Consider the following 23,996-nt stretch of genomic DNA (forward strand, 5'->3'; position numbering starts at 1 on the left):
GATCGTGAGCTTGTCCAAACGCATGCTCAACCCACCAACAATTTTAGTTTGTCGTAAAGTTTGCGGCCTCGCGCATCGACCACCGGCTCGACGGCCAGGCGGCCAGCCTTGTCCAACGCGCGCAGTTCAGCATAGAGCGCTTCGATTTGATCGGTCATGGCCCCGTCGGCCACGCCACAGCGCCGAAATGCCTCTTGCGCCGGCACCCAGTCGCCCGCCTCAGCAAGCACGTCAATTAGTTGACTCACCATGGCGGCGATCTCTTTCCTGTGTTTGACTTCGCGTGCCTTGGGCCGTTTAACGCGCTCCGCTCTCTCGGCCCGAATGCGCTCCAGCAGCATACTGGCTGGCTCGTCGTTCGGATCCTGCGGAACCAGCTTGCCGGCAAAGGCAGCGCGAAGGATGTTTTGACGCTGAGCTTTGGATCGCTTGAGAGATTGCTCGATGCCTACTTCTTGCTCAGTCGCCTGGCCCAAATATTCTGAGAGGACTCGCACCAGTTCGACTTGCTCATCGGCCGGGGGAACTGGCACGGCAAATGCTGCCAACTTGCTGCCATTCACATTGGCCTGCCCCGTTTGCTGCACGGCCACCGATTTGATCCAGTGCCGCCCATGCGCAGAATTGATGCAAGCTGACGCGAGTTCGGGAGAATAATCCTCAGCAAAACGCACTGCAATCAAATAAGAGGCGTAAGAGCATGGGGTACGTTCTGAGCGATAGACTGCGGTCTTTCCGACCAGCTCAGGGCTGTTTGTGCGATTGAAGAGAAGATCCCCATCCTCCAGGAACAAATCTGGAAATTCCTCGTGACTCTTGGGGAGATATTTCAAGCTCGTGTAGTCGAGTTGCCCTTCCTGAATATTGCCCATACGCAGCACCGGAACCCCAGAACTGTCTTCGTTCGTCTTTGCCGACGTGCCATAACGCTGCTCAATGGACAGTTGATCTATCGTCGCCCACACCCATCCCTCCGGCAATGCCGGCAAATCTGCGATGTGCGGCTGCAAGGGCTCGGGATACTTCCTTTGCCAGTCTTTGGGCGGAGCCTTGCCTTGCTCCTTGAACTTGGCGAGTTGCTTGGCCTCCCAGCGGGCGCGGCGCTCGGTGAGAATGCGTTGCAGTCGTTGGGCACCGGTATCGGCCGAGGCGCCGAGCTTGCGCCGTGCATTACGCCACGGAGCGGTAAGCGCGCCTTCGACAGCTGCCTTGAGCAAGGCCTGGCGATATTGTCGCAGCTTCTGCTGCGCAGTCTTCAGCTCCTCCACGCCAGCATCTAGTTCGGGCAGCAGTTCCTCGAGCTTGGCGACTATACGGGTTTGTTCGGCGGCCGGCGCAATACCTAGCGGGAACTGCGCGAGGGACGGCCCTTCAATACTTGCGACAGTCGTGCCGTCTTTCGAGCACTTATCAAGGATCTCCTGCTCCATGGCAATCAGCTGCCACGCGAGATAGGACGGGGAGATGTCCGATAGTGGTACAAAAGCTCGCATATCCTGGTTAACGGTGACAGGAACTATGGTCAGCGCCACAGGCAAGGTGCGCGATAGGATCCCCGAACGCACCACGACAAGTACGCTCTGCGCTGGCACCACGCTAAGCCTCCCTAGGGCGGCTTCGGTAATGTGATCTTCGCTATCACTGATCAGCCTGGATTTCATGTCCTTTGGCGACACCCAAGGAATGGTCCCGCCGAACCAGAATTTTGGTTCCGCTTTCGATGGCGTACCGCCGCCAATAGCGAACGTGACCTCTTCAAGACACGACGTCTGCCAGCCCTGCGGTTGACTACTGCTCACGCTACCAACTCCTCGTTCATCTCACTCATCAACGTGTCCAACTCCTTACCAAACATACCCCAAGCTTTCTGCAGCCCGCCTTTGTGGGCAAATTCAGCGTAATCAAAGTCCTCGCGCGAGATCGCGCATGAACTCGCAATATGATCCTTCATGAGCCTCAGCCACTCAGTCTGCTCCGGTGTGAACGACGTGCCGCGTTGTGCATTGTGGCGGAAGATCCAGGCCTGGAAGCGACGGTCCACCTCGTCGGCGAATGGCTTAAGTTCAGCGCCGTCACCATCCAATCCCATCGCGAAACGCAGCAGGCTGACCAAATCGGTGAGCTGACGGCGGCTCGTCACACCTTTCACTTGGTTCCCCTGCACACGGGCATATGCGCTCCATAGGCGCTCAATAGTGAGCATCAGAGGCGGCCGACTCAGGCGCTCGTGCAGCACTTCGAGCATTTCGAACGTGAGCGCGCGCCGCTGGTACGGCTGCTGATAGAAGAAGCCTAAAGCCGCGATTTCGTCCTTATGCTGATGAATGTAGTCCGAAAAGGTCTCGATCACGGCCTTGGCCTGAACCTCGGCTTGTTCAGCGAACCCCGAAAACGTGATCTGATCTAGATTGATATGGTCGATTAGCTGCTCACGATCGCGACGCGCGCTCTCAATTTCATTTCGCAGCTCGGGCTTGTCGAATGGTGCGCATGCGGCAGCCACGCGGCTAGCGCGGGCGGCCGCTATCTCTTCAGGAAAGAGCGAGTCTTCACTTCGGCCGATGTCACTTAACTTAGCAGTAGCGAGGGCAACTTGGACGATGGCATCCAAGTCCAGCGCGGTAATGAGTGACCTTCCCAGCTCACCGATCGGGATGCCGCCGCTGAGTTTCTCGATACGCCCCTTGGACTTGTCGTCCAGCTGCTTGCTCAATCGCACGAGCCTGTTGCCCAGCGAGAGCACGGTGTCGTCATCGCGGCTACCCATGGCCACGCCTTGCAGCAGGTCCTTGAGTGCGACGCCAGGCTTCTTTTCCAATGGGCGGCTTTCGGTCTTACAAGATTTTTCGACACCCACGGCGTCTATCAATACGAAGCGCGTCTTGGCGCCGTCGGCACTATTGCTCACACGCTTGAGGCTATCGGCATCCAGGCTGCGCACACCGCGGCCTTTCATCTGCTCGTAGTAGCCCTTGCTACGAACGTCGCGCATGAAGAGGAGCACCTCTAACGGCTTCAAGTCGGTGCCGGTGGCAATCATATCCACCGTCACAGCGATGCGCGGGTTGTAATCGTTGCGGAAGCTACTTAGGATGCTATCAGCGTCCTCCTCAGCACGATAGGTTACCTTCTTACAGAAGGCATTGCCCTGGCCATAGACTTCGCGCACGATGTTGATGATGTCGTCGGCATGACTGTCGGTCTTGGCGAAGATCAGGGTCTTGGGTGTTTCCTTGCGCGCAGGGAAAATCAGCGTCTCCACCGAAGTCTTCATGGCTTGAATGACCTGGCGGATCTGACTGGTATTGACCACTGAGCGGTCCAGCTCCTTGCCGGTATAAATGCTGTCTTCTTCCGTTTCGCCCCAGCGTTTTTTTCGTGTCTGGCGGTCACGGTGGTCAACCCACTCTTTGGCTTTGAGTTCAGCGCCCTTCTGCGTGATTTCGGTGACGATCTCGAATACGTCATAGCCGACGTTGACACCGTCGGCCACCGAGTTCTCATAGCTATATTCGGCGACGATATTTTCGTTGAAAAAACCGAAGGTTCGCTTGTCAGGCGTAGCGGTGAGGCCAATCAGGAATGCGTCGAAGTAGTCTAGAACCTGCTTCCACTGGTTGTAGATGCTGCGGTGACACTCGTCGATAACGATAAAATCGAACTCCTCAACCGGGATGGTGGTGTTGTAGCGTACAAGCTTTTCCTGCTTGGCAGTTTGCTGAACTTCGTTGAGCGATACATCTTCGGCGGATTCGTCGATAGGCACACCTGACAATATAGAGTACATGCGCTGAATGGTGCTGATGCACACCTGCGCATGCGGGTCGATACTGGTCGAGGCCAATCGCTGGACGTTGTACAACTCAGTGAACTTCCGACCGTCGTCGGGCGGCGTGTAGGCCATAAACTCTTGGTATGCCTGCTTGCCGAGGTTGCGCGTGTCTACGAGGAAGAGGATGCGCTTCGCGCCTCCGAACTTCAGCAAACGGTAGACGGCAGTAATCGCGGTAAAGGTTTTGCCTGCCCCGGTGGCCATGTGGATTAGTGCACGGGGCTTGTTCTGCGCTAGCGAGTTCTCCAGACCGGTGACGGCGCTAATCTGACAGTCGCGCAGGTTGTGCTCCGACAGTATCGGCATGCTGTCGACGAGGCGGCGGCGCAGAGTGTCAGGCCGTGCAAGCCATTCGTCAAGTTGCTCCGGCCTGAAGAAGTGGAAGAGCTCACGCGAGCGTGGCACAGGATCGGAGTTGTCGGTGAATCGAATGATCTGGCCGGTGGCTTCAAATAAGAAGCGCAGCGGGGTGTTGTCCTTGCGCCATTTGAGTTTAGCGGTGGCGTAGCGCTCAGTTTGAGTCTCCGCCACGGTTAGATTTTCGCCTGAGTTATCCCTCTTCGCTTCGATCACTCCGCAGGCGACGCGATTGATGAACAGCACATAGTCGGCCGGACCAGTATCGGTGGAGTATTCGCGCATAGCTACGCCAACAGCCGCTGACAGATCGAGCTGATTGATGTCCTGGATGACCCAGCCGGCTTGTTCAAGCTTTTGGTCGATCAGTTGACGGGCTTTGGTTTCCGGCGTCATGGCTATCCCTTGGTCTTTCTGCTCACGTTGGCCAGTGACTCGGCAAATCAAACGAAAGCTGCCGGTGGTGGCAGATCGAAAGCAGATATACCGAGCCTTTGATTTGCGCATACAGCAGCAGGTAGTGCGTCATCATGTACTCGTGCAGCTGGCTGCCTTCGGCTACAGCGTTCAATTGTTCGGTTAGGCGAGCGATGCCGTTGCTCGTTTCCACAGAGCGAATGGGATGTCCGAAAAATGGCATACCAATCCCTGGAAATCGCTCCAAATTGGGAATAACGGTGTCCGACAGTTCGCCTAGCAAAGCATCAAAGGCCTGCGGTGCTTCGGTTTGTCGCAGGAACGCTTCAATTTCATCAAACTTACGCTCGAAGTTAGCGGTAAGTTGGACGGTGTGGCGGGTGGTCACGGCGAGAGTCGAACTGTTAGCCGGCTAACCGAGAGTGCGCCGCTGCTTAAGTGCGAAGAGGGTGGAACGAGCCTCTTTGACATTGTCGGCTACCACGTCAGCCAAGCCGTTGCTGGCATCTGCGATCAATAGCAAGTGGATGCGTTCCCGCTCTAGCTGATGGTAGTAATCCAGCCGCTGCGCATCGATGATGGCAACGTAGCTTTCGCCATTTTTCGTAACGATTTTCTCAGCGCCAGCCTTAACCTGATCAGCCAGTTCGGACAGATTGGCCCTAGCGTGAGACAGAGCGATCACATCGCGGGCTGAAATGGACATTGACTGACTCCCTAGGCCGCCGGATTGTACAGAATACCGTACATGATACTGCAACTCGTGCCTGTGCCGTGAAGGTCGGGAGACGATGGAACCCAACTTGCCCCCTTGCGACCGCATGAGTTCGATTGCGTCTGCCCGTTGACAGTCGCGGAGCTGGTGAGCCCCACCAATTCGCGTTGAATTGCGAAGGGCCGGCCGCATGAGCGGTATCAGAATCTCACGGTGAACGGGCGGCACACCTCGGCTAGCTGAGACGGTCAATTCTCAGCGCTCGCAGACACCTTAGAAGACGATCCTGAGCACCTCCATCGTCCTGGTCCGATAAACGTTGGATGGAGAGTTCCAGCCTTCATCGATGCGTCAATTAGAGGCCTCACTCTAAATCGTCCAATCCGGACACACGACCGAGTCGCGCAACCCGCTAACTCAAAAAGACGTATCAACGGTGCTTCCCAAGCCTGGCTTGCGACGCAGCCGAGTCGCATACGTCGAAAATTATCCTATATACAAACATATACGATAAATTTCACTAACATCTGGCACTTTCTTCACTTTTTCCTCTACTCCACTATCATCTTTGGGTGATTCCAACGACCTCACCCGAGGAAAGCATTGAGTCCCTTTTCCGAACGACTTCGGGCGCTGCGACTCCGTTACGGAGTGCGCCAAAAGGACCTGGCCGAAGCAATGGGCTTCGAACAGAGCTACGTATCTGCCTTGGAACTTGGGATAAAGGGGCCGCCTTCACGCGACTTCGTTGACCGTCTCGCAAGATATCTTCGACTCTCTGCCGATGAGCTCGCTGGCCTACTGAGCGAGCTGGAAGCATCTCGGCGTCACTACACCATTCCCCAAACAGCTTCGTCGGACGCATATCGCCTGTGCGGCGAGCTTTGGAGGGAGCTGGATCTACTGAGCGATGCTCAGATCCGTGTCATGAGGGAGTTGATTGAGACGTGGCGCAGAGGCACCGTCACGCTCGGTGAGCGACCAGTGCTCGGCCGCGTCATCAGAAAAGACAAGGAGGGCGCAGAAATGTAAAAAGCGGAACAAACCCGAAGGTCTGCCCCGCTTGGTGGAGAGCTGAACGCTGCTCCGTGGTCGCACTCGTGAGTGTCTTCTCCTCCCTCCTCGTCGTCAAGCCGTCCTTCGGGCTCATCGCACCGGTTTGCTGTGGATAACGCCCACGGCAGGATGTAGCTACGCCCTCAAATTGGTGCTTTTTTTTGAATCCGCTGTCCGAGCGGACAGCCTTTCTTTTGCCCTGAATCATGAAAAAGACGACGACACCTCGTAGGCCAGATGCCAGCAAGAGGCTCGGCAAGTTATTCCATCTCGAAATATCGCGTAGCAAGCTTCGAGAGGTACACCGCTCCCGTTCAGTCCGGCCGAAACAACCGGCTGCTCCCACAGATGGGCCGGTTCGAGACGTAGCGACAAGATCAGGCCCGTTCGTCCGAGGACTTTTCCCCTCGCGCAAGAACAGCCGCCAGGTCGCGCACGAAGAGATGCTAGAAGGCGATGCGGTTTTACTGTTCGAGATGTCTCCATTGATCAGGTCGTACAGGGAGCAACCCGAACACGTCTATTACCCTGACGGCGATCGGACCCGAAGATATACGCCCGACTATGAGATCGAAACCATTTCCGGCCAACGCATCCTTGTCGAGATCAAACCGGCAAACCGGCTGAACGCGCCACAAACACGAAGGAAATTTGATCTCATCGAAGCGCATCTCGAACGCACCGGCCGTGCATTCGCGATTCTTACGGATAAGTCGATCCGACAGAAACCTCGTCTCAACAACCTTCGTCTGCTCTGGCGCAGCGCTCCTCTAACTCCTATGAGCTACGACGAGATTCGTCGTGCCGTCCGTCTCCTCCATGTCAACGACGTTCGATCTTTCGACGATGCGATAAGCGTCATTGGTCGCAACGCAGTATCAGGCCTGTTGATGCTTGGATACCTGACATGCTCACTCGACAGCGAAATCAATAGGACTACTGATATTGTCATTCATACGGAGAATCAAAATGCGTGGTTTTTCATTGAAGCTGAACGCCGCTTTTAAACTTGATGGCGCCCCGGTCTGTATCGCTCGGATTCTCAACGATGGCAAGGTCTTCCTAGATGCGATGGTCACTGGTGAGCTGCTCAAAACATCAAAGCAAGAGTTACTCGACGCTTACGCAGCAAATCGAATCGTCGTCGAAGACGAAATCAAAAATAATCATGCTGCGACCAGCGAGCAGGACGCACTGCTTCCATACGGGCGGCCTTTTTCCCAGCTCAGCCCCAAGTTGCAGGAAGACGCACTACGTCGGAAACACTATGTTGATCAATTCCTGGAGTGTGGCCGGCCAGCTCTGACTCCGAAGACACTTGCCCCGTTGATAAAAGAATTCGCTAAGTTATACACAAGCGCCAACTGCGACGGTGATCCGGCACCGCCAAGCCCATCGTCTGTTTATCGCTGGTACCGTGCTTACCACCGCTCAAAAGATACAAGGTCGCTCGTTCCACGCACAGACTTACGTGGACCGCAACATCCGCGCACCGACGCACGTGTCGTCGACCTGTTCATGGAAAGCCTCGTCGAAGCCGCCGACAAGGTACCCGCGTGGTCGATCGGTGACGTGGAGACACGGTTAGTAAAAAAGCTCGAACTCGAAAACTTTTCCCGACCTCTATGCGACCATCTGCGGTGCCCAAGCAAGTCCACGTTGTATCGACTGTTCGACAAAGTCGATGAATATGACGTCGCCATTCTCAAGGAGGGGAAAGCAAGCGCCGACAGGCGCTTCAAGATTACGAAGACTGGGATACCCGTTACTCACATTCTCGAGCGCGTTGAGATCGACCACACGCCGGTCGATGTCTTCCTTGTCGACGATAGGACGGGACTACCCTGCGGCCGGCCCACCGTGACGATGCTGCTGGACAAGTTTAGCCGAATGCCATTGGGATACTCGATTGGTTATGACGATGCGTCGACGCTGGCCGTTATGCGCGCCCTAAAAAACGCGATCCTGCCGAAAAAACCTTGCGCTTCAGTGATGCCCGGCCTTACCGTCAATCACCACTGGCAACCATACGGCAGAATAGACTGTCTTGTATGCGACAACGGCTCGGAGTTTCACAGCGACTCGCTCAAGGCGGCATGCTTCGATTTAGGAATAAGAATTCTGTACTGCCCGCCTCGGCAACCTAGATTTAAAGGTTCAATCGAGCGCTTCCTCAAGACGTTCAATTACGGGTTCGCGCACAAGCTACCAGGCACAAGTTTCGCCAAGTTCTATCAGCGCGGAGACTACGATCCTCTGAAGCATGCAGTGTTCACGGTCGGTGAATTTACTCATGCTCTCGAGAAATGGATCCTAGATATATACGCGCAGTCGCCGCATCGCATGATAGGTACGACTCCGTGGCAGAAATGGTGTGAAGGTGAATTGAACGTAGAACTGCAGCTTCCACCGCGAGCAGAAGATATCGCCGTCAACCTTGGCTTAGAAACTGAACGGCGCTTAGGAAAAAGCGGCATCCATTTACACTATCTGTACTACTCCAGTGACGATCTGCAACCGATCATCGATACGTATGGTCCTGGAATATCGGTCAGAGTGACATACGACCCAGATGATATTGGAACAATCTGGGTTTGGACTCCGGATTCCTCGGATCGCATACTCGTACGTGCGAACCTCTACGAGTATGCCAACGGCCTCAGACTCTCACAACACAAGCTGATTCGGGTCGCCCTACTTGAACAGCAGAAGAATGATTGTGTGCTTGGGAACCTCATGCGAGGTCGTATTGAACTCATGGAGTCCATCGATAAGCTATTGTCCTCCCGCAGCGTGCGGACACGTCGCAAGGCCGCCAAAACGCTGGGAGTTAACGGCGATCGACCAACCGGAAATCTACATCAGCTCGTGAGCGAGCAACCTTCGCGACTCAAAGTCCAACGCGAATCGGTCATGCCGCAAGCGCCCAAACGTTTTGAGAGCCGCCCACGTAGCTCACTATGACAAGGAGGTTTTATGTCCGCCAATTGTGAAAAATCAACTTCGCACTACGATTTAATTGCGAAATTCGAATCCCAAACAATCATGTTTCCAGAATTCGATCATGCATACAATCGTATCAAAGACCTTCTATATTGTTATCGAGAAACCGGTCGTCAAAAATCCCTAGTCATTCTAGGAGACACTGGAACTGGAAAGTCGACACTGTGCAAACTCATTGGGGAAGAATATCCGTCCCTTACGCGCGACGATCGGGACATCGTCCCAGTGCTCTACATCAGCCTACCGGAAAATCCAACTCCGTCTGCCGTGGTGTCGACCGGACTTCAAGTTCTGCATGATCCAGCGCCGTTCCATGGAACTACTCCAGCCCGAACCCACCGCCTCCTGACGCTGATGAAGCAATGCGGCGTCGAGTTTACGCTTGTTGACGAAATTCAACAGACGCTGGATAGGAGCAGAGCCCCCGGCCTGTATAAAGTTGGCGACTGGATCAAGAATTTGTTCGATGCGTCAGGTAAGCCGATGGCACTATTTGGGGCTCCGAGATCGAAGTTGTTGCTTCAGACCAACGAGCAGTTACGTCGGCGTTTCAGCTCGACGTTCACTCTCAAGAACATGGGCATCACGACGCCCCCTGAGATTGAAGATTTTGTCGGGCTTGTGGCAACGTTGAATGACAATCTTCCAGTCAAATGTTCGCTATATCTTCAGTCATACGAAGTTCTTGAACGACTACATTATGCAACAGACGGCCGTATCAGCTACCTGATCAAGCTTTTTAGCGGCGGACTCGAGCGCGCTCTACGAGGAGCGATGACAACGATTGACGTCGGCATTCTCGAGCAGACGTTTTCGGAAGAGATTTGGGACGAAGGAATCGGCGCCCTGAATCCGTTCAATCCGAATTTCTGCTTCCGTCGCTTGGACAAGGCGGGTGAACCATTTTTTAGCGGACTCGCAGGAGAGAAGGGGCCTGTCAAGAATCGTTCGAAACGGAGGGACGCATGAATCAATTTCGGTTACCCGTTCGCGGTCGCCCTTATCCAGACGAGAGCGCAAGCGACTATCTCAGGCGAATAGCGTCCCTCAATGGATACGTGGGCAGCCGCCAACTTTTTTGCGGTGCCTTGTCTCATATAGAGTGCACGATTGAAAATCTGGCGATGCTTTGTGGGTGCACGCGGGACGAATTGTCGCAAGCTGACGCACCATGGCCGAAGTGGATCGGCGGCAGTGCGATATTCCAGCGGCCTCATATTCGCACCTGGATCAACTACCAACGGCAGCGGTGGTGCCCAGAGTGCCTACGTGACGCGCCGTACATGCGTTCCGCGTGGTCCTTCAAACTGGTCGTAGCCTGCCCTCATCACCAAGTAATTCTCCGCGAAACGTGTGACCGCTGCGGGCAAACCCAACCACCTTCGTCAGCGAAATTCCTCGCGTGCGACTGTGGAAGGGCGTTCACCGATATGTCGAGCGAAATCACAGACGATTCCGTGGTGAATATCATGAGATTTTGCTACCGGAGAGTTCCTGGAAGGAGCACGTTGGATGGTCCGCTCGCACGTCTATCGCCGTTGAATACGTTGCAACTGATGTATGCGCTCTCGGCAGTCATTCCTGGCTTTGCAAAATCAACGCCTGGCATTCTCGCCGGGCAGCATGACCTTCGAGTTGCAACCAAATACGTGCAGCAATGCGCAATAGTATTGAATGACTGGCCCAATGGATTCCGTGCGCTTCTTCGGAGCTATCTGGATAGAGAGTCTGAGACCAGTATCCGACGTCGGTTCAGTCCACTCTATCACGTGCTGTACCGCGTCCTTGACGACAGGCGGTACGATTTCCTCAGAAGGGAGTTCGAATCTCATCTCAACGGACATTGGTACGGGTCCATCGATGGCAGGCATCGGTGCTTTGATCGAGCACTCGAGGCACACAACGTGGCAGCAGGGAATGAAATCCGCTCGACATTAAGACGTTCTCGCCAGAAGCTACGACATCTGATTGAAACCGGCTTCCTCGATGGCCGGGTCCTTAAGAGTCCATCTGGCCGATCATTTCTGGTGGCTCAGCGAAGCAATGTGCTTAGCGCCGCATCAAGGTTAAATAGTTCACTCTCGTTGAGATCGGCAAGCCAGCAGCTCTGTATCAGTAAGAGGAGACTGCGCCTTCTTCTAGACGTGAATTTGATACGCCACGAGCCGCGTTGTCGGGTCAACCGAGGAAACTGGATGATTCCTCGAGACGAAATAGATAGATTGTCAAATCTGCCTATAGATCAGGATTGCATAATAAACGAGAGTGAAACTTGGACGATGGCACATGTGCTACGCCACCTATGTCGCGCTAACGATACCTTTCTTGTGGTGATGAGGGCCGTACTTAGCGGACAGCTACGCTGTGTCGGGCGGGCTGTCGGCATGCGGGGAATTTGTGCTTTCCTTGTCGATAAGGCTGAGACGAAATGGGTAATCGCCAACGCCGGTCAACTTCCCAGTGATGGACTAACCGCGCAAACCGTTGCACGGCGGCTAGCCATCAAAGAAGAGGTGGCCTACCACTTGATCCGATCCGGCATTCTGGAAAGCGCCAAATATAGGCAGAATGGGCGCATGCTCCAACTTGTGTCTGAAGCGAATTTGCACGAGTTCGAGGAGCGCTATGTCTCGCTCGTGTCGATAGCCATGCGGCATGCGACCTCCACCCAGGCCGCCCTATCGTGGCTCGGCAAAAGTGGAACACGTCCTATCACCGGCCCCTCAATTGATGGCAGCAGGCAGTATTTCTTTCTCCGCTCCGACATTTCTGCTGGTCTCTCTACAACATCTACGTGCCTTCAAGGTCATCTGTTCGATGTTGATTCGGATGCCGTAGGACCATTGGGAATGGCGACCGAACATGTGAAATGATATGAACTTCTGGCATCCGGAATGGATGCCATTATTTCGCCACATCAAGCCGGCGACGTGCCGTAGCACGACGCGCTGCGAACTTGGCGTCGACTTGGGAAGCCGACTCCAAATTGCCAGTGTCGGCGGAGGCACGCGACCGTTCGACCTTGGCGCTCAGCCATGCGTCGTATTCCTCTGTTTTTTGTTGCTGCTCGACATAGTTCCGCATGAAGTCGCGCAAGAGCTGAGCGCCCGTTCTATCATTGGCCTTCGCCGCGGTGGAGAACGCCATTTTCAGGGCATCATCGACCCGAAACGTAAAAGTTGTTTCGCTCATAGTGATACCCTCTTTTGTTACAGAATACGTGCATGGTAGCACCTTCGTCGGTAGCCTCAGGCGGCCCAATTTGTGTATTGCCGACAGGTCATGCTGCCTCCCCAACCGTAATTCTTGAGGCACCGCCGTGCGCGCAAATGTCTCTATCAAGTCCGATGGTACGGTCAGTCATAGAAGTCGAGAGGAGATCTAAGACCCCAATTTATTGATCAGGATGGTATATAGGATATTTTTCGACCAGAAAACACGAGCTTATCGTTGTTCTGTGATTTATCGCGAGATTCAGGTGCCATGTCGCACGGCGACTCAAGTCAAAATTCAGCTTGGCACTTTCGAAATGCCGGCCTATATTCTCCCTGGAACGTGAAGAACAGGGGAGCCTCAGCAAGGTTTTATTTGTAAAGCAATCAATGACCGGGTCGACAACCGGCATAGGATGAAAACCGCAACAATGACGTTCAGGCTCAGAAATTGCGAGAATGATGCGTCGTTCATCACATGCGAGGCATTGAAAAGGTCGATCGGGCCATTCACCGAGAAACAACTTGCGCAACTCCACGATGCGCGCGCAAGCAGAAATCACGATGGCTAGCCAAGCTTGGGTCCAAAGGTACCACGCACCCGAGCAACACGGGCGGCGAAGCTAGAAAGGGATCACAGCTGAGCGTCTGTGTTTTTCGGTAACCGGCCTCATATCTTAGTTATCTTAAGCATTCCGTATGTGAGCGAAATGGGATGAGCGCTATAAATTCTGAAGTCTACGAGTGCTTTCACTGCGGATGCGCGTTCCGAACGACCATTTTTGAGGTGATTCGGGAGATGGACCGCGTGCACTTTGAGACGGATCCACCCATGGTCGAGGTACGAGAGGCCGACGGACTGGAGTGCTATTGCTCACGTACATGCCTAGATGCCCACGCACCCATTATCATGGCGCGCGAAAGAACACCAATCTCACACCCCGGTATTGGTCCTGTAGAGGTTTGCGCGCGATGCCAAGGCCCTGTCGACATGACCCGATTCCATCTGACCTATCTTGCTAGCGCGGCTATGAACGAAGGCTTCTCAATGCGGGTCCTTGAAATCGACTACCTAGCCGTTGTCTGTGACCAGTGCTCGGGTATCGCCTCGTCACAAGCAAAGAGTTTTTTCGAGGCCACTACAAGTTCGTGATTTGGATGTAGCGGATAGTGGACAGACCACACCGAAGACTTGTAGGTGCCGGTGAAACTCGCGCTGTACCACGCGATGAGAGAGCTCGACGCTTTACCAGTATGCACCGGTTTGGGCACTCGCCAGCATCCGAGAAACTAGATCAATACCTTCAGCGTTGCCCAGATACTCTATGGGTAATCGATTATCGAGAGCCGGTACCGGAGTGCGTAGCCAGTCGCTTAGCCACGATCGAGCGTCGAACCCTGCAGGATTGCCCGATTCGTCAACCATCCTTTGAACCTGAGCGGTAAGCATGTCCATTACATCTGGTGAGATGTCTTGCTGATGGTTGTCGGGAAATTGATCCTTCCCTTCGCTCATGTCCTTAACAGCCATTTCAATGCCTTTTCCATGAGTTCGCATTGGTTGAGTTCAATGCTGTCACACGACCTAGCCCGAATTTTGACCTGGTGTCACACGTCCACACGAGGGGTACACGGATTGGATACTCCCAGCATAGACACACCGGTCCGTGTAAGCAAGGATCGCGACCGTCGAGTTCGTCGATCTGTCGAGATACCCACTAGCATCGTTGGCCAACCCGGCAAACTATTTATGAACCAAATTTCGACGGCGGCCGGCATAACACTCGACCCCAAAACCGGATTTGAGAATTGAGACGTACCCGCAGTTCAATATGGAATCCGAAACTTATCCTTCTACTCCTTGATCCGCTGGCTCGAGTCTATTTTGATCCAAAGTGACCGTATCAACGATCGCCTCAAGCTCTGATACCAGATCAGCCTGATTCTGTTGCAGATACATCCGCACGGACTCATTTTCCAGCAATCGAGCCAGGTAGCCCTTTGCCAGCACAAGATTGAGCACGTCCTGTCCATAAGTCTCCTCGACCACCTTGTACTGTCCCTGCAGATTGCTCATCTCCCGCTCCATCTTCGCCATCTGCTCAGGACTTACGCCCGCAAGCTTCTTGGGCTTCTTCCCTTCGATCAACCTTGAGGCCGGCGTTGCAACGAGCAACGCTTCAGCGTACGAGACAGACAGATTGTTCGCTGCCACCATCAGTTCGACGCACTCGACCTGTCGCGTCGGTTTCATCTTGCGTAGCGCTCGTGCGAGCTCCGGCGAAAACTGCCGGTCCTTCAGCAGCTCAGTCGCTTCAGCACAGATTCCGTCCAGCAATGCCATCCTCTTGATGATCTGCGACACGTCGACGGACAGCGCCTTCGCGAGTCGCTCCGGGGACACACCTCGTTCGACGGCCCGACGAATCATGAAGTGCTCCTGGATAGTCGAGAGTCGATTGACGCGGTTGTTGTACGTGTAGCTTTCATCGTCCGTGGCAACGAGGCACGACACGGTGTTGAACTGGAGTTCCTGCAACGCGATCAGTCGCAGATGCCCATCGAGCAGGACGTGGTTACCCGATGCTTGGTCGACCGGCGTCACCGAAAGCGGCTCGATCAAACCCACCTCTTCGATGGAGCTTCTGATCTGCTTGAACTTGCGCGAAATCATCATCCCGGCAGGTGTGCGCCGTGACGGCAGGATGCTCGTGATCGGAACGGACAGTGGTTCCGGAATGAATCCAAGTGCTACACCGGTCATGCTGGACTCCCACTCGGCCATACACGTTCCGCCAGATACTTCGGCAGCGTCGCCAGCTCCTCAGCGCGCAGCAGGTTGACGAAGTTCTCGTCGGCAAATAGCTGCCTGAGGGCGCCGACAACGAACAGCAACCGCTGCTGCGTAAACTCTGCCTTGCGTACCATCGCTTTCTGCCGCTCAACTTCATGCTGATACGTTCGGACAAGGCTCGATGTGGTCACGTCCATCACCTTGCGCGTCATGTTTCGATTCGCCGTCCGGCCGAGCGCTTTCCTCCGCTCGATGACGCGCCGAGCATCCATCAGCTGACGCCCGCGCAATCTCCCCGATTCATATGCCTCCTGCAGTGCCGCTTGGATCGCCTCATCGTCGTCGCCGGCACCGACAATCGATAACGCTGCATTCAGTGGAATTCGGCCTTTCTCCACTGCGATCACGAGTCGCTCCTCACCCTGATGCAGAAGCGTCAAGATCCCCTGCACATAGTGCTGCGTGAGGCCCGTCTTCTCGGCGATCGCCTTCGGTGCGTATCCGCGCTCCTGCAGTTCGCGAATTCCGGCGAGCAACTCGAGCGGTCGGCATTGCCGTCTCGCGATGTTCTCCGTCAGGCTCATGATGAACGCGTCTTCGTCGCTCACGCTCACCACCAGCGCGGGTATCGTCGTTTCACCGAGCGATCGGAACGCCTTCAGTCGTCCCTCCCCACACACGAGCAGATACTTTTCCACGCCACTTGCGGTTGCCCGTGGCGTGACCAGAATCGGTTTCTTCAGGCCAATCGTCTTGATGTTGCTGACGATCTCATCGAAGACGCGACCATTGCGCTCGCGAGGATTGATCACCTCGATCTGGCTGATGGGGATCATCCGAACCTCACCGGGCTGCTGCTCGCGCTGAGTCATGCTCTTCTCCTCAGCCGAGCACGCTGTGCCATACCGTATAAGTAGTCCAGCGTCTCAAAGCGATAGCTCTCGAACTCGATCGGATTCCAGTCCGCGAGGCTGATACGAGGCTGCCAAAAGTCGATGTGCGGCAGCAGGTAGTAGTCGAGCGCAGTCGAGTTGCTCTGGTCCAGCCTGACTGCCACGGTGATATCCGGCAGCAGGCTCGTGTCGAACCGTACCTTCCAGCGGTTACGGCCGCTGCCGCGCACCTGACACCGTGACAGCACTATGCAGGCAGTGAACTCTCTATTCACGGTCAGCAGGTCCGTCGCCGGATCACGCGACACGGTCCCGCCGAGATCCGCGATCTTTTTTTCCGTCTCGGCGACGATCTCTGGATGCAGTTGCCGAATGAAGCGATTCGTTTCGATATAACGATAGTCACGGCCCGGCGTGAAGCCAACCGTCTGGTACGCACGAATCAAGCTGCCGAAGCGATATACATAAACCGAGGTAGACGGCATGCCCTCCGTTTCGTCGATCACGACGCCCGATAGAAATCCTCGGATTCGGTACAGATTTCGCAGACGCTCGATGAGCTCCTCACTCGAGTAGCGCCGGGCGCGCGCCCGCATGATGCCCTGCGCTGTATAGAACGTTTCGCTCGGCACGATGGGTTCGAACGCACCCTCCTTGCGTATCCACATCTCCGACGGATTGGTGACGCGAGATTTCTTCAGCTTGAACGACACACGGTTGTAGACGTTGTTGCCGATGTACTTTTCGTTAGTCAGCACCTCCCGAATAGTTGCTCGTGTCCAGGGACGCCCAAGGTCCGTCTGAACGTTCATGCCGTTCAAGCGTGCGGCGATCTCGTGCTCGTTGAGTGACTCATTGATGAACCAACTGTAGATGAGGTTGACGATACGCACCTCGCTGTCCGGGCCCGGCATCAGAATGACGCGGTCCGTCTGCAGGCACTTGTGTTGGCCGCGTTGCAATTCCCCCTTCATGAGGCCATGCTCGTCCACCAGGATCCGGCGTAACGCGTAGCCTGCCGGGCCGCCTTGCCGGAAACCGAGCTCGATCAACCGGCACTGACCAGCGAAGACTTTCGCTGACAACTCGCGGCTGTACTCACCGGCCATCGCACGCTTCACACCTTTAACGATCGTCGAAACTGGCGAGCCGTCGTTCTCGAACTGTTCGGCGCAATAGGCAACCTGGATGCCTGCGCGCCGGCAGATGTACTCGTAATAGGCACTTTCGTCTGCATCCTGGAATCGTCCCCAGCGGCTTACGTCGTAGACGAGGATCACCTGGAAATCGGCCATGCCGGTTTCCACGTCCCGGATCAGCTGCTGCAGCGCTTGGCGCCCATCGATACGCAAACCGCTTTTACCCTCGTCGGCGTAGGTCCGCACGATCTCGAGATCGCGACGAGCAGCGTAGTCGCGAATGCGATCACGCTGATTCTCCGTCGAGTATTGCTGATGCTCCGTCGACATCCGGACGTATTCAGCAGCCCGCATTCTGCAGGTCTGCTCGTCAACGGATTCGCATGTGCAATCGAGGTCCACGATCCAGCTCCCACTGGCAACCGCCCCTCGCTGCGCCATCCCCGACATCAACTGGGGATTTGTATCGGCGAACGCGTCGCGCCTTGCAACGACGTCGAATGCGAGCGAGTACACAGCCAAGGTAGCAGGCCATAGACCCTTGTCGTACACGTCATCTCTTTGCAATCACGCCGGAACAGGCCTCGGCTCAGACAGCACGGCGATGTGCACCGTCCACGCGTTCATCTTTGCAACGCTCGCCTCAACCGCGTTGCGCAGGATGTAAAACCCAGATGCCAGCGGGCGATGGGCCGGCCACACGTCCATGTTTGCAACAGCACTAGCAGTGCGCTGCGCATTTCGTCGTCGCTGCATCGCGCAATTGCGATCGCGATAGGCCGGGTGCGTCTCGCGGTAGTGCCGCCAGTAGTCAGGATGTCGGGCCCGCCAGCTGGCCTGGGCGCGGATCTGATTCTCGCGATAATCGGGATCGACTCGCATGCGCTGGTGCTGCCATGCACGCCGGCGAGCACGCTGGCACGCCTTGGCCGAGCAGAAGCGTTGATGCGGGATGTGTAAGAGCGGAGTGAAGGGTGCGCCGCAGCCAGCGCAGATCCGATCCGATTTCATGGTCGTGCTCCACAGAGGAATCGAAGTGGGGCCGGCCGTGTTCGGGGCCAGGGTCATTTGAAGCCAGCTCACGGGACGCGGCGTCCCACCCTCGCAGATTTTCCGCCGCTCGCGGTGCTTGTGCGATTCATGCCTATCAGGTCGACGCTCCGTCGGCGCGACGCACCGGGTGTAGCATGCAATTGCACTCCCAGCGGCTTCCCGCTGCATCGTAGTATTTAGGGCGCGACAGCCGTGCCGTATCCCGGTCAATCGCGCTAATCATATGGAGATATGAAGTGACTTCCGCGAAGTGCTCGATCATCGAGATCCAGGCCCCCTGATGGAAGTGGCGACGGGATTCTCCAGATACCTGATGGTGGCCCGGGTGGCGAGCTGAAGACGTGCTTGAACTTGATCTGGTCGCCGACCCCGGCTCAGCAGTGATGCGGAATCGTTATGCAGATTGTCGCCAAATTTCCAGACCGAATAAGTCATAACGCGACAGCCGCAGGACTAGATTTCAACAACACTGGCTCATCCTCGAGCCTTGCCCCACGGGCCTCGCCGGCCCACCCTCGAGAGTTTTCACGTTTTATGACACATCCGCCCAATTTTTTCATTTTTTGCGAGACAAGGACTTGATGTTCGCGTTAGATTTAGTGAAAAAATCCAATAAAATCAATGGCGCACTTTTCACCAATTACCACCTTCTGCATTTGGGTGCAGGGAAACGGAATTAGTGAGACTAGGGCGCCTCGCATGAGACCGGAAAAACGGAATTCGTGTGACTACCCTAACGACAAGTTCGGATGGCGTTGCAGGCAGTAGTTGGCGTTCACGTCTCGCGGCGCCGGCAATTGTTGGCACGAAACGTCTAAGGCACTGAACCGGCTTTTCCCCGCACATCGATCATCGTTCGTGACACTCCTTGACGGACAGCGGGAACGATCGCGACCAATAGATCGAACGGCTTTGGGTAGCCCAGCTTCGAAGCTGGGCTACCCATCTAGTTTCACAAAGGTCGTGCGTTATCGGATGGAGTGATCGGTTGGCATCGGTGATAGATCGTCATCTGAGTACCCTGGAACAAAGATCTCGGCTCCCCGAGTTGCTTGAGTGGGTGGTGTACTCTCCACCCACAGCCAGTCCACAAGCGCTGGCGGCATTCCAACGAAGACATTTGTGTTCCAATAATTTTCCCAATGGCTAAAGCGTTCGTTGAAGGGCACCGCCAAGCTTTTTTTCGGATCCGTCGATTTGTCCTTGGCCGCGAGTTGTGTCGAAATGCATTCCTTCAATTCCCTAATACCCGGAACTGTAGGCTCAACGATGCGGCTCCAGATTTGTGATGGGAGCGTCGCAGACAAAGCAGTGGTAATGCGCCTTATCTCGTGGTGTACCCGGATACAGCGCCATGGATGGGTTGGTGTCGTTAACCGCTCCGAGAATCGCGGACCTCCTTCTGTAGCGACCATCTGACAGGAAGCATGAGAACGTCGTAAGGTCCAAGCAGGGTGCTCAAGCGCACAATGGGCACCTGCGTACATGGTGAAAGCCTCAGATGGGTGGAGTCCATATGTCGTTCGACAGACCTTGACCCAAGGTCAACTGCGACGAGTACGGCTGGGGGTCAAGATCGCTCCGCCAATGCACACTCGCCAAATCGCGACATGGGCAACCGACGAGGTCGACCGAGGTTGAGTGAAGGTGCTCGGGCAAAGGCAAGGGTGACGGGTCAATGGAAGTTGCTATGCGTTCCCTGCAGCACGAGATTCAGGAGATGCGGTTGCTGCGCTATATATGGCCCGTCGCATTCGGCCCACGCGTCCCGCTGCTCTGCGGCGAGGGGGCAATCGGTCGTCACGCGTCGAGCTTCCAGAACACACTGGCTCCGGCGCCGATCCCAAGCATTTCGACTATTTCGTCGCTAGTCCCATCCACTTGGCAACGCGAAGTTCCAAGCACTAATCCCAGCCCGTTTGCGCGCTAAGTAGCAAGGGCCGCTTCGTGTGGCCCGCACCGCATCTGTGGATTGCTGAGCGTCCTTATCGGTCTGCAATAGCGGCGCAGTCCAACGGACGATCGTCGACAACCGTCACAACGACAATCGACTGACCGATAACCCGAATCGGCAGGCCGTTTGGCTCAGGGTCGCCCGCGGCAAATCCGGCCACAAATGCAAAAACCCCCGCCTGTTTGGGCGGGGGTTTCTGGCTTGAGGGGAGCCTGACGATTACCTACTTTCACACGGGAATCCGCACTATCATCGGCGTAGAGTCGTTTCACGGTCCTGTTCGGGATGGGAAGGGGTGGGACCGACTCGCTATGGTCATCAGGCAAAGGGGGGTGTCCTGCTGGCATGGCCAACAGAACCAATCTTGGAAGAAGCAGTAATCTTGAGTTGTGTGTATCACACACGAGAATCCAACTTGTCCGACGCGCTCATCTTGGCGCGAGACAGACTTGTTATAGGATCAAGCCTTACGGGCAATTAGTATCGGTTAGCTGAACGCATTACTGCGCTTACACACCCGACCTATCAACGTCCTGGTCTCGAACGACCCTTCAAGGGGATCTAGTCCCCAGGGATATCTCATCTTAAGGCGAGTTTCCCGCTTAGATGCTTTCAGCGGTTATCTCTTCCGAACATAGCTACCCGGCGATGCCACTGGCGTGACAACCGGTACACCAGAGGTTCGTCCACTCCGGTCCTCTCGTACTAGGAGCAGCCCCCTTCAAATATCCAACGCCCACGGCAGATAGGGACCAAACTGTCTCACGACGTTTTAAACCCAGCTCACGTACCTCTTTAAATGGCGAACAGCCATACCCTTGGGACCGGCTACAGCCCCAGGATGAGATGAGCCGACATCGAGGTGCCAAACACCGCCGTCGATATGAACTCTTGGGCGGTATCAGCCTGTTATCCCCAGAGTACCTTTTATCCGTTGAGCGATGGCCCTTCCATACAGAACCACCGGATCACTATGACCTGCTTTCGCACCTGCTCGACTTGTCGGTCTCGCAGTTAAGCACGCTTATGCCATTGCACTATCAGCACGATTTCCGACCGTACCTAGCGTACCTTCGTACTCCTCCGTTACGCTTTGGGAGGAGACCGCCCCAGTCAAACTGCCTACCATGCACTGTCCCCGACCCGGATCACGGGCCAAGGTTAGAACCTCAAACAAACCAGGGTGGTATTTCAAGGACGGCTCCACCGAAACTAGCGTTCCGGTTTCATAGCCTCCCACCTATCCTACACAGATCGGTTCAAAGTCCAATGCAAAGCTACAGTAAAGGTTCATGGGGTCTTTCCGTCTAGCCGCGGGTAGATTGCATCATCACAAACACTTCAACTTCGCTGAGTCTCGGGAGGAGACAGTGTGGCCATCGTTACGCCATTCGTGCAGGTCGGAACTTACCCGACAAGGAATTTCGCTACCTTAGGACCGTTATAGTTACGGCCGCCGTTTACCGGGACTTCAATCAAGAGCTTGCACCCCATCATTTAATCTTCCGGCACCGGGCAGGCGTCACACCCTATACGTCCACTTTCGTGTTTGCAGAGTGCTGTGTTTTTATTAAACAGTCGCAGCCACCAGTTTATTGCAACCCCTTCACCCTCCTGGCGCAGGCCAGTCAAGCTACAAGGGCGTACCTTATCCCGAAGTTACGGTACCAATTTGCCGAGTTCCTTCTCCCGAGTTCTCTCAAGCGCCTTAGAATACTCATCTCGCCCACCTGTGTCGGTTTGCGGTACGGTCATCGTTAGACTGAAGCTTAGAGGCTTTTCTTGGAACCACTTCCAATTGCTTCGCTCCCGAGGGAGCTCGCGCCACACCCTTGAATTACGCGCCCGGATTTGCCTAAGCGCCTTCTCCAATGCAGCGACCGGGACTTCCAACACCCGGACAACCTTCCGCGATCCGTCCCCCCATCGCATCTAACGACGGTGCAGGAATATTGACCTGCTTCCCATCAGCTACGCATTTCTGCCTCGCCTTAGGGGCCGACTCACCCTACGCCGATGAACGTTGCGTAGGAAACCTTGGGCTTACGGCGAGGGGGCCTTTCACCCCCTTTATCGCTACTCATGTCAGCATTCGCACTTCCGATACCTCCAGCACCCTTTACAAGGCACCTTCGCAGGCTTACGGAACGCTCTCCTACCATGCGTGCAAGCACGCATCCGCAGCTTCGGTATATAGCTTAGCCCCGTTACATCTTCCGCGCAGGACGACTCGATCAGTGAGCTATTACGCTTTCTTTAAAGGGTGGCTGCTTCTAAGCCAACCTCCTGACTGTTTTAGCCTTCCCACTTCGTTTCCCACTTAGCTATATTTGGGGACCTTAGCTGGCGGTCTGGGTTGTTTCCCTCTTGACACCGGACGTTAGCACCCGATGTCTGTCTCCCGTGATTGCACTCTTCGGTATTCGGAGTTTGCTATGGCGGGGTAATCTGCAATAGACCCCCCAACCATGACAGTGCTCTACCCCCGAAGGTGAGACACGAGGCACTACCTAAATAGTTTTCGGAGAGAACCAGCTATTTCCAGGTTTGTTTAGCCTTTCACCCCTATCCACAGCTCATCCCCTAACTTTTCAACGTTAGTGGGTTCGGACCTCCAGTACGTGTTACCGCACCTTCATCCTGGCCATGGATAGATCACCTGGTTTCGGGTCTACGCCCAGCAACTGAACGCCCTATTCGGACTCGCTTTCGCTACGCCTGCCCTATACGGTTAAGCTTGCTACTGAACGTAAGTCGCTGACCCATTATACAAAAGGTACGCCGTCACCCCTTGCGAGGCTCCGACTGTTTGTATGCATGCGGTTTCAGGATCTATTTCACTCCCCTCCCGGGGTTCTTTTCGCCTTTCCCTCACGGTACTGGTTCACTATCGGTCGATCACGAGTATTTAGCCTTGGAGGATGGTCCCCCCATCTTCAGACAGGATTTCACGTGTCCCGCCCTACTTGTCGCACACCTAGTTCTTTCATACTGTTTTCGCCTACAGGGCTATCACCTGCTATGGCCGCACTTTCCAGAGCGTTCGGCTAACAATACAAATAAAGAGTGCAAGGCTCATCCCATTTCGCTCGCCACTACTTTGGGAATCTCGGTTGATTTCTTTTCCTGCGGTTACTTAGATGTTTCAGTTCACCGCGTTCGCTTCGCATGGCCTATGTATTCAGCCATGGATACTCCATACGGAGTGGGTTTCCCCATTCGGACATCCCCGGATCAAAGCTTGTTTGCCAGCTCCCCGGGGCTTTTCGCAGGCTACCGCGTCCTTCATCGCCTGTGATCGCCAAGGCATCCACCACATGCACTTGTTCGCTTGACCCTATAACGAGTCTGTCTCTTCGACAGTCGCTACAGGTTGAGTTCTCGCGTTGTGCCGTATTCCAATTAGAGTCGAACATGAAGTTCGAATCATCTTGAGATACATCGATACAATCACAACCCGGATAGTTTCCACGTCCATCTCAAAGACGCTTCCGCTATCCAAATTACTTACTTCTTCCAGATTGTTAAAGAACGACAGCCGATACTTTCGTACCGCTCTGACTGGCTCAAT

15 protein-coding genes, 2 rRNA genes and 1 pseudogene are annotated in these 23,996 nt (G+C 55.1%); 6 read left to right on the forward strand and 12 right to left on the reverse strand.

The window, feature by feature from the left end; all coding sequences use genetic code 11:
- Window positions 1–26: 26 nt before the first annotated feature.
- From WS51_RS10845 to WS51_RS10860, 4 genes are read right to left on the reverse strand one after another with little or no spacing between them, the layout of a single operon-like run.
- Window positions 27–1,799, reverse strand: coding sequence for a restriction endonuclease subunit S (locus WS51_RS10845; protein WP_081333559.1), 1,773 nt, complete (start codon window positions 1,797–1,799; stop codon window positions 27–29).
- On the reverse strand, window positions 1,796–4,585 hold the full coding sequence (locus tag WS51_RS10850) for a type I restriction endonuclease subunit R (protein ID WP_069229192.1): 2,790 nt from the start codon (window positions 4,583–4,585) through the stop codon (window positions 1,796–1,798). Before WS51_RS10850 ends, WS51_RS10845 begins: the two co-directional genes overlap by 4 nt.
- Window positions 4,586–4,607: 22 nt before the next feature.
- Window positions 4,608–4,994, reverse strand: a complete 387-nt coding sequence (locus tag WS51_RS10855) for a hypothetical protein (protein WP_069229193.1) — start codon at window positions 4,992–4,994, stop codon at window positions 4,608–4,610.
- 24 nt (window positions 4,995–5,018) lie between these two features.
- Window positions 5,019–5,312, reverse strand: coding sequence for a type II toxin-antitoxin system Phd/YefM family antitoxin (locus tag WS51_RS10860; protein WP_069229194.1), 294 nt, complete (start codon window positions 5,310–5,312; stop codon window positions 5,019–5,021).
- A gap of 660 nt (window positions 5,313–5,972) precedes the next feature.
- On the opposite strand from WS51_RS10860, the gene WS51_RS33155 reads away from it, so the two are divergent.
- The 6 genes and pseudogenes from WS51_RS33155 to WS51_RS32860 all read left to right on the forward strand — a co-directional run bounded on the left by WS51_RS33155 (window position 5,973) and on the right by WS51_RS32860 (window position 12,253).
- Window positions 5,973–6,353 carry a helix-turn-helix domain-containing protein gene (locus WS51_RS33155; RefSeq protein ID WP_052111017.1) on the forward strand — a complete coding sequence of 127 codons (381 nt, stop codon included), beginning with the start codon at window positions 5,973–5,975 and terminating at the stop codon, window positions 6,351–6,353.
- A gap of 230 nt (window positions 6,354–6,583) precedes the next feature.
- Entirely contained in the window at window positions 6,584–7,384 is an 801-nt protein-coding gene (locus WS51_RS30870) for a TnsA endonuclease N-terminal domain-containing protein (RefSeq protein ID WP_081333560.1), read from the forward strand.
- The gene (locus tag WS51_RS30875; RefSeq protein WP_081333561.1) at window positions 7,347–9,341 is read left to right on the forward strand and encodes a Mu transposase C-terminal domain-containing protein; all 1,995 of its coding nucleotides are present in this window, start codon (window positions 7,347–7,349) and stop codon (window positions 9,339–9,341) included. Before WS51_RS30870 ends, WS51_RS30875 begins: the two co-directional genes overlap by 38 nt.
- A 12-nt stretch (window positions 9,342–9,353) precedes the next feature.
- Entirely contained in the window at window positions 9,354–10,349 is a 996-nt protein-coding gene (locus WS51_RS10870) for a TniB family NTP-binding protein (protein WP_069229195.1), read from the forward strand.
- Window positions 10,346–10,663, forward strand: a pseudogene (locus WS51_RS33160) (TniQ family protein); the annotation flags it as partial. The gene WS51_RS10870 and the pseudogene WS51_RS33160, both read left to right, overlap by 4 nt.
- A 912-nt stretch (window positions 10,664–11,575) precedes the next feature.
- On the forward strand, window positions 11,576–12,253 hold the full coding sequence (locus WS51_RS32860) for a hypothetical protein (RefSeq protein WP_231747223.1): 678 nt from the start codon (window positions 11,576–11,578) through the stop codon (window positions 12,251–12,253).
- A 31-nt stretch (window positions 12,254–12,284) separates the two neighbouring features.
- On the opposite strand, the gene WS51_RS10875 is transcribed toward WS51_RS32860, so the two are convergent.
- From WS51_RS10875 to WS51_RS10905, 8 genes are all read right to left on the reverse strand, one after another.
- Entirely contained in the window at window positions 12,285–12,572 is a 288-nt protein-coding gene (locus WS51_RS10875) for a CopG family ribbon-helix-helix protein (RefSeq protein WP_038764571.1), read from the reverse strand.
- Between the two features lie 1,266 nt (window positions 12,573–13,838).
- Complete coding sequence (locus WS51_RS30885; protein WP_040142624.1) at window positions 13,839–14,123, reverse strand: MbcA/ParS/Xre antitoxin family protein; 285 nt, start codon at window positions 14,121–14,123, stop codon at window positions 13,839–13,841.
- A gap of 315 nt (window positions 14,124–14,438) precedes the next feature.
- Window positions 14,439–15,356, reverse strand: a complete 918-nt coding sequence (locus WS51_RS10880; RefSeq protein WP_040144836.1) for a plasmid partitioning protein RepB C-terminal domain-containing protein — start codon at window positions 15,354–15,356, stop codon at window positions 14,439–14,441.
- Window positions 15,353–16,258 carry a ParB/RepB/Spo0J family partition protein gene (locus tag WS51_RS10885; RefSeq protein ID WP_059473532.1) on the reverse strand — a complete coding sequence of 302 codons (906 nt, stop codon included), beginning with the start codon at window positions 16,256–16,258 and terminating at the stop codon, window positions 15,353–15,355. The genes WS51_RS10880 and WS51_RS10885 overlap by 4 nt, the downstream gene beginning before the upstream one ends.
- Window positions 16,255–17,868, reverse strand: coding sequence for a recombinase family protein (locus WS51_RS10890; protein WP_069229962.1), 1,614 nt, complete (start codon window positions 17,866–17,868; stop codon window positions 16,255–16,257). Before WS51_RS10890 ends, WS51_RS10885 begins: the two co-directional genes overlap by 4 nt.
- A 117-nt stretch (window positions 17,869–17,985) precedes the next feature.
- Window positions 17,986–18,300, reverse strand: coding sequence for a hypothetical protein (locus WS51_RS10895; RefSeq protein WP_236872377.1), 315 nt, complete (start codon window positions 18,298–18,300; stop codon window positions 17,986–17,988).
- Window positions 18,301–20,635: 2,335 nt separating this feature from the next.
- Window positions 20,636–20,748 (reverse strand): 5S ribosomal RNA (gene rrf / locus WS51_RS10900).
- A 133-nt stretch (window positions 20,749–20,881) separates the two neighbouring features.
- Window positions 20,882–23,762 (reverse strand): 23S ribosomal RNA (locus tag WS51_RS10905).
- Window positions 23,763–23,996: the final 234 nt, after the last annotated feature.

Source organism: Burkholderia territorii (assembly GCF_001718335.1).
GTDB lineage: Bacteria > Pseudomonadota > Gammaproteobacteria > Burkholderiales > Burkholderiaceae > Burkholderia > Burkholderia territorii.

What these genes read in the sequence shown, in the direction of transcription:
- WS51_RS30875 (WP_081333561.1), top strand. Translation starts at nt 7,347, where the DNA reads ATGCGTGGTTTTTCATTGAAGCTGAACGCCGCTTTTAAACTTGATGGC.
- WS51_RS10895 (WP_236872377.1), bottom strand. Translation starts at nt 18,300, where the DNA reads ATGCGAGTCGATCCCGATTATCGCGAGAATCAGATCCGCGCCCAGGCC.
- WS51_RS30885 (WP_040142624.1), bottom strand. Translation starts at nt 14,123, where the DNA reads ATGGCTGTTAAGGACATGAGCGAAGGGAAGGATCAATTTCCCGACAAC.
- WS51_RS30870 (WP_081333560.1), top strand. Translation starts at nt 6,584, where the DNA reads ATGAAAAAGACGACGACACCTCGTAGGCCAGATGCCAGCAAGAGGCTC.
- WS51_RS10890 (WP_069229962.1), bottom strand. Translation starts at nt 17,868, where the DNA reads ATGTCGGGGATGGCGCAGCGAGGGGCGGTTGCCAGTGGGAGCTGGATC.
- WS51_RS10880 (WP_040144836.1), bottom strand. Translation starts at nt 15,356, where the DNA reads ATGACCGGTGTAGCACTTGGATTCATTCCGGAACCACTGTCCGTTCCG.
- WS51_RS10850 (WP_069229192.1), bottom strand. Translation starts at nt 4,585, where the DNA reads ATGACGCCGGAAACCAAAGCCCGTCAACTGATCGACCAAAAGCTTGAA.
- WS51_RS32860 (WP_231747223.1), top strand. Translation starts at nt 11,576, where the DNA reads ATGATTCCTCGAGACGAAATAGATAGATTGTCAAATCTGCCTATAGAT.
- WS51_RS10870 (WP_069229195.1), top strand. Translation starts at nt 9,354, where the DNA reads ATGTCCGCCAATTGTGAAAAATCAACTTCGCACTACGATTTAATTGCG.
- WS51_RS10875 (WP_038764571.1), bottom strand. Translation starts at nt 12,572, where the DNA reads ATGAGCGAAACAACTTTTACGTTTCGGGTCGATGATGCCCTGAAAATG.
- WS51_RS10885 (WP_059473532.1), bottom strand. Translation starts at nt 16,258, where the DNA reads ATGACTCAGCGCGAGCAGCAGCCCGGTGAGGTTCGGATGATCCCCATC.
- WS51_RS10860 (WP_069229194.1), bottom strand. Translation starts at nt 5,312, where the DNA reads ATGTCCATTTCAGCCCGCGATGTGATCGCTCTGTCTCACGCTAGGGCC.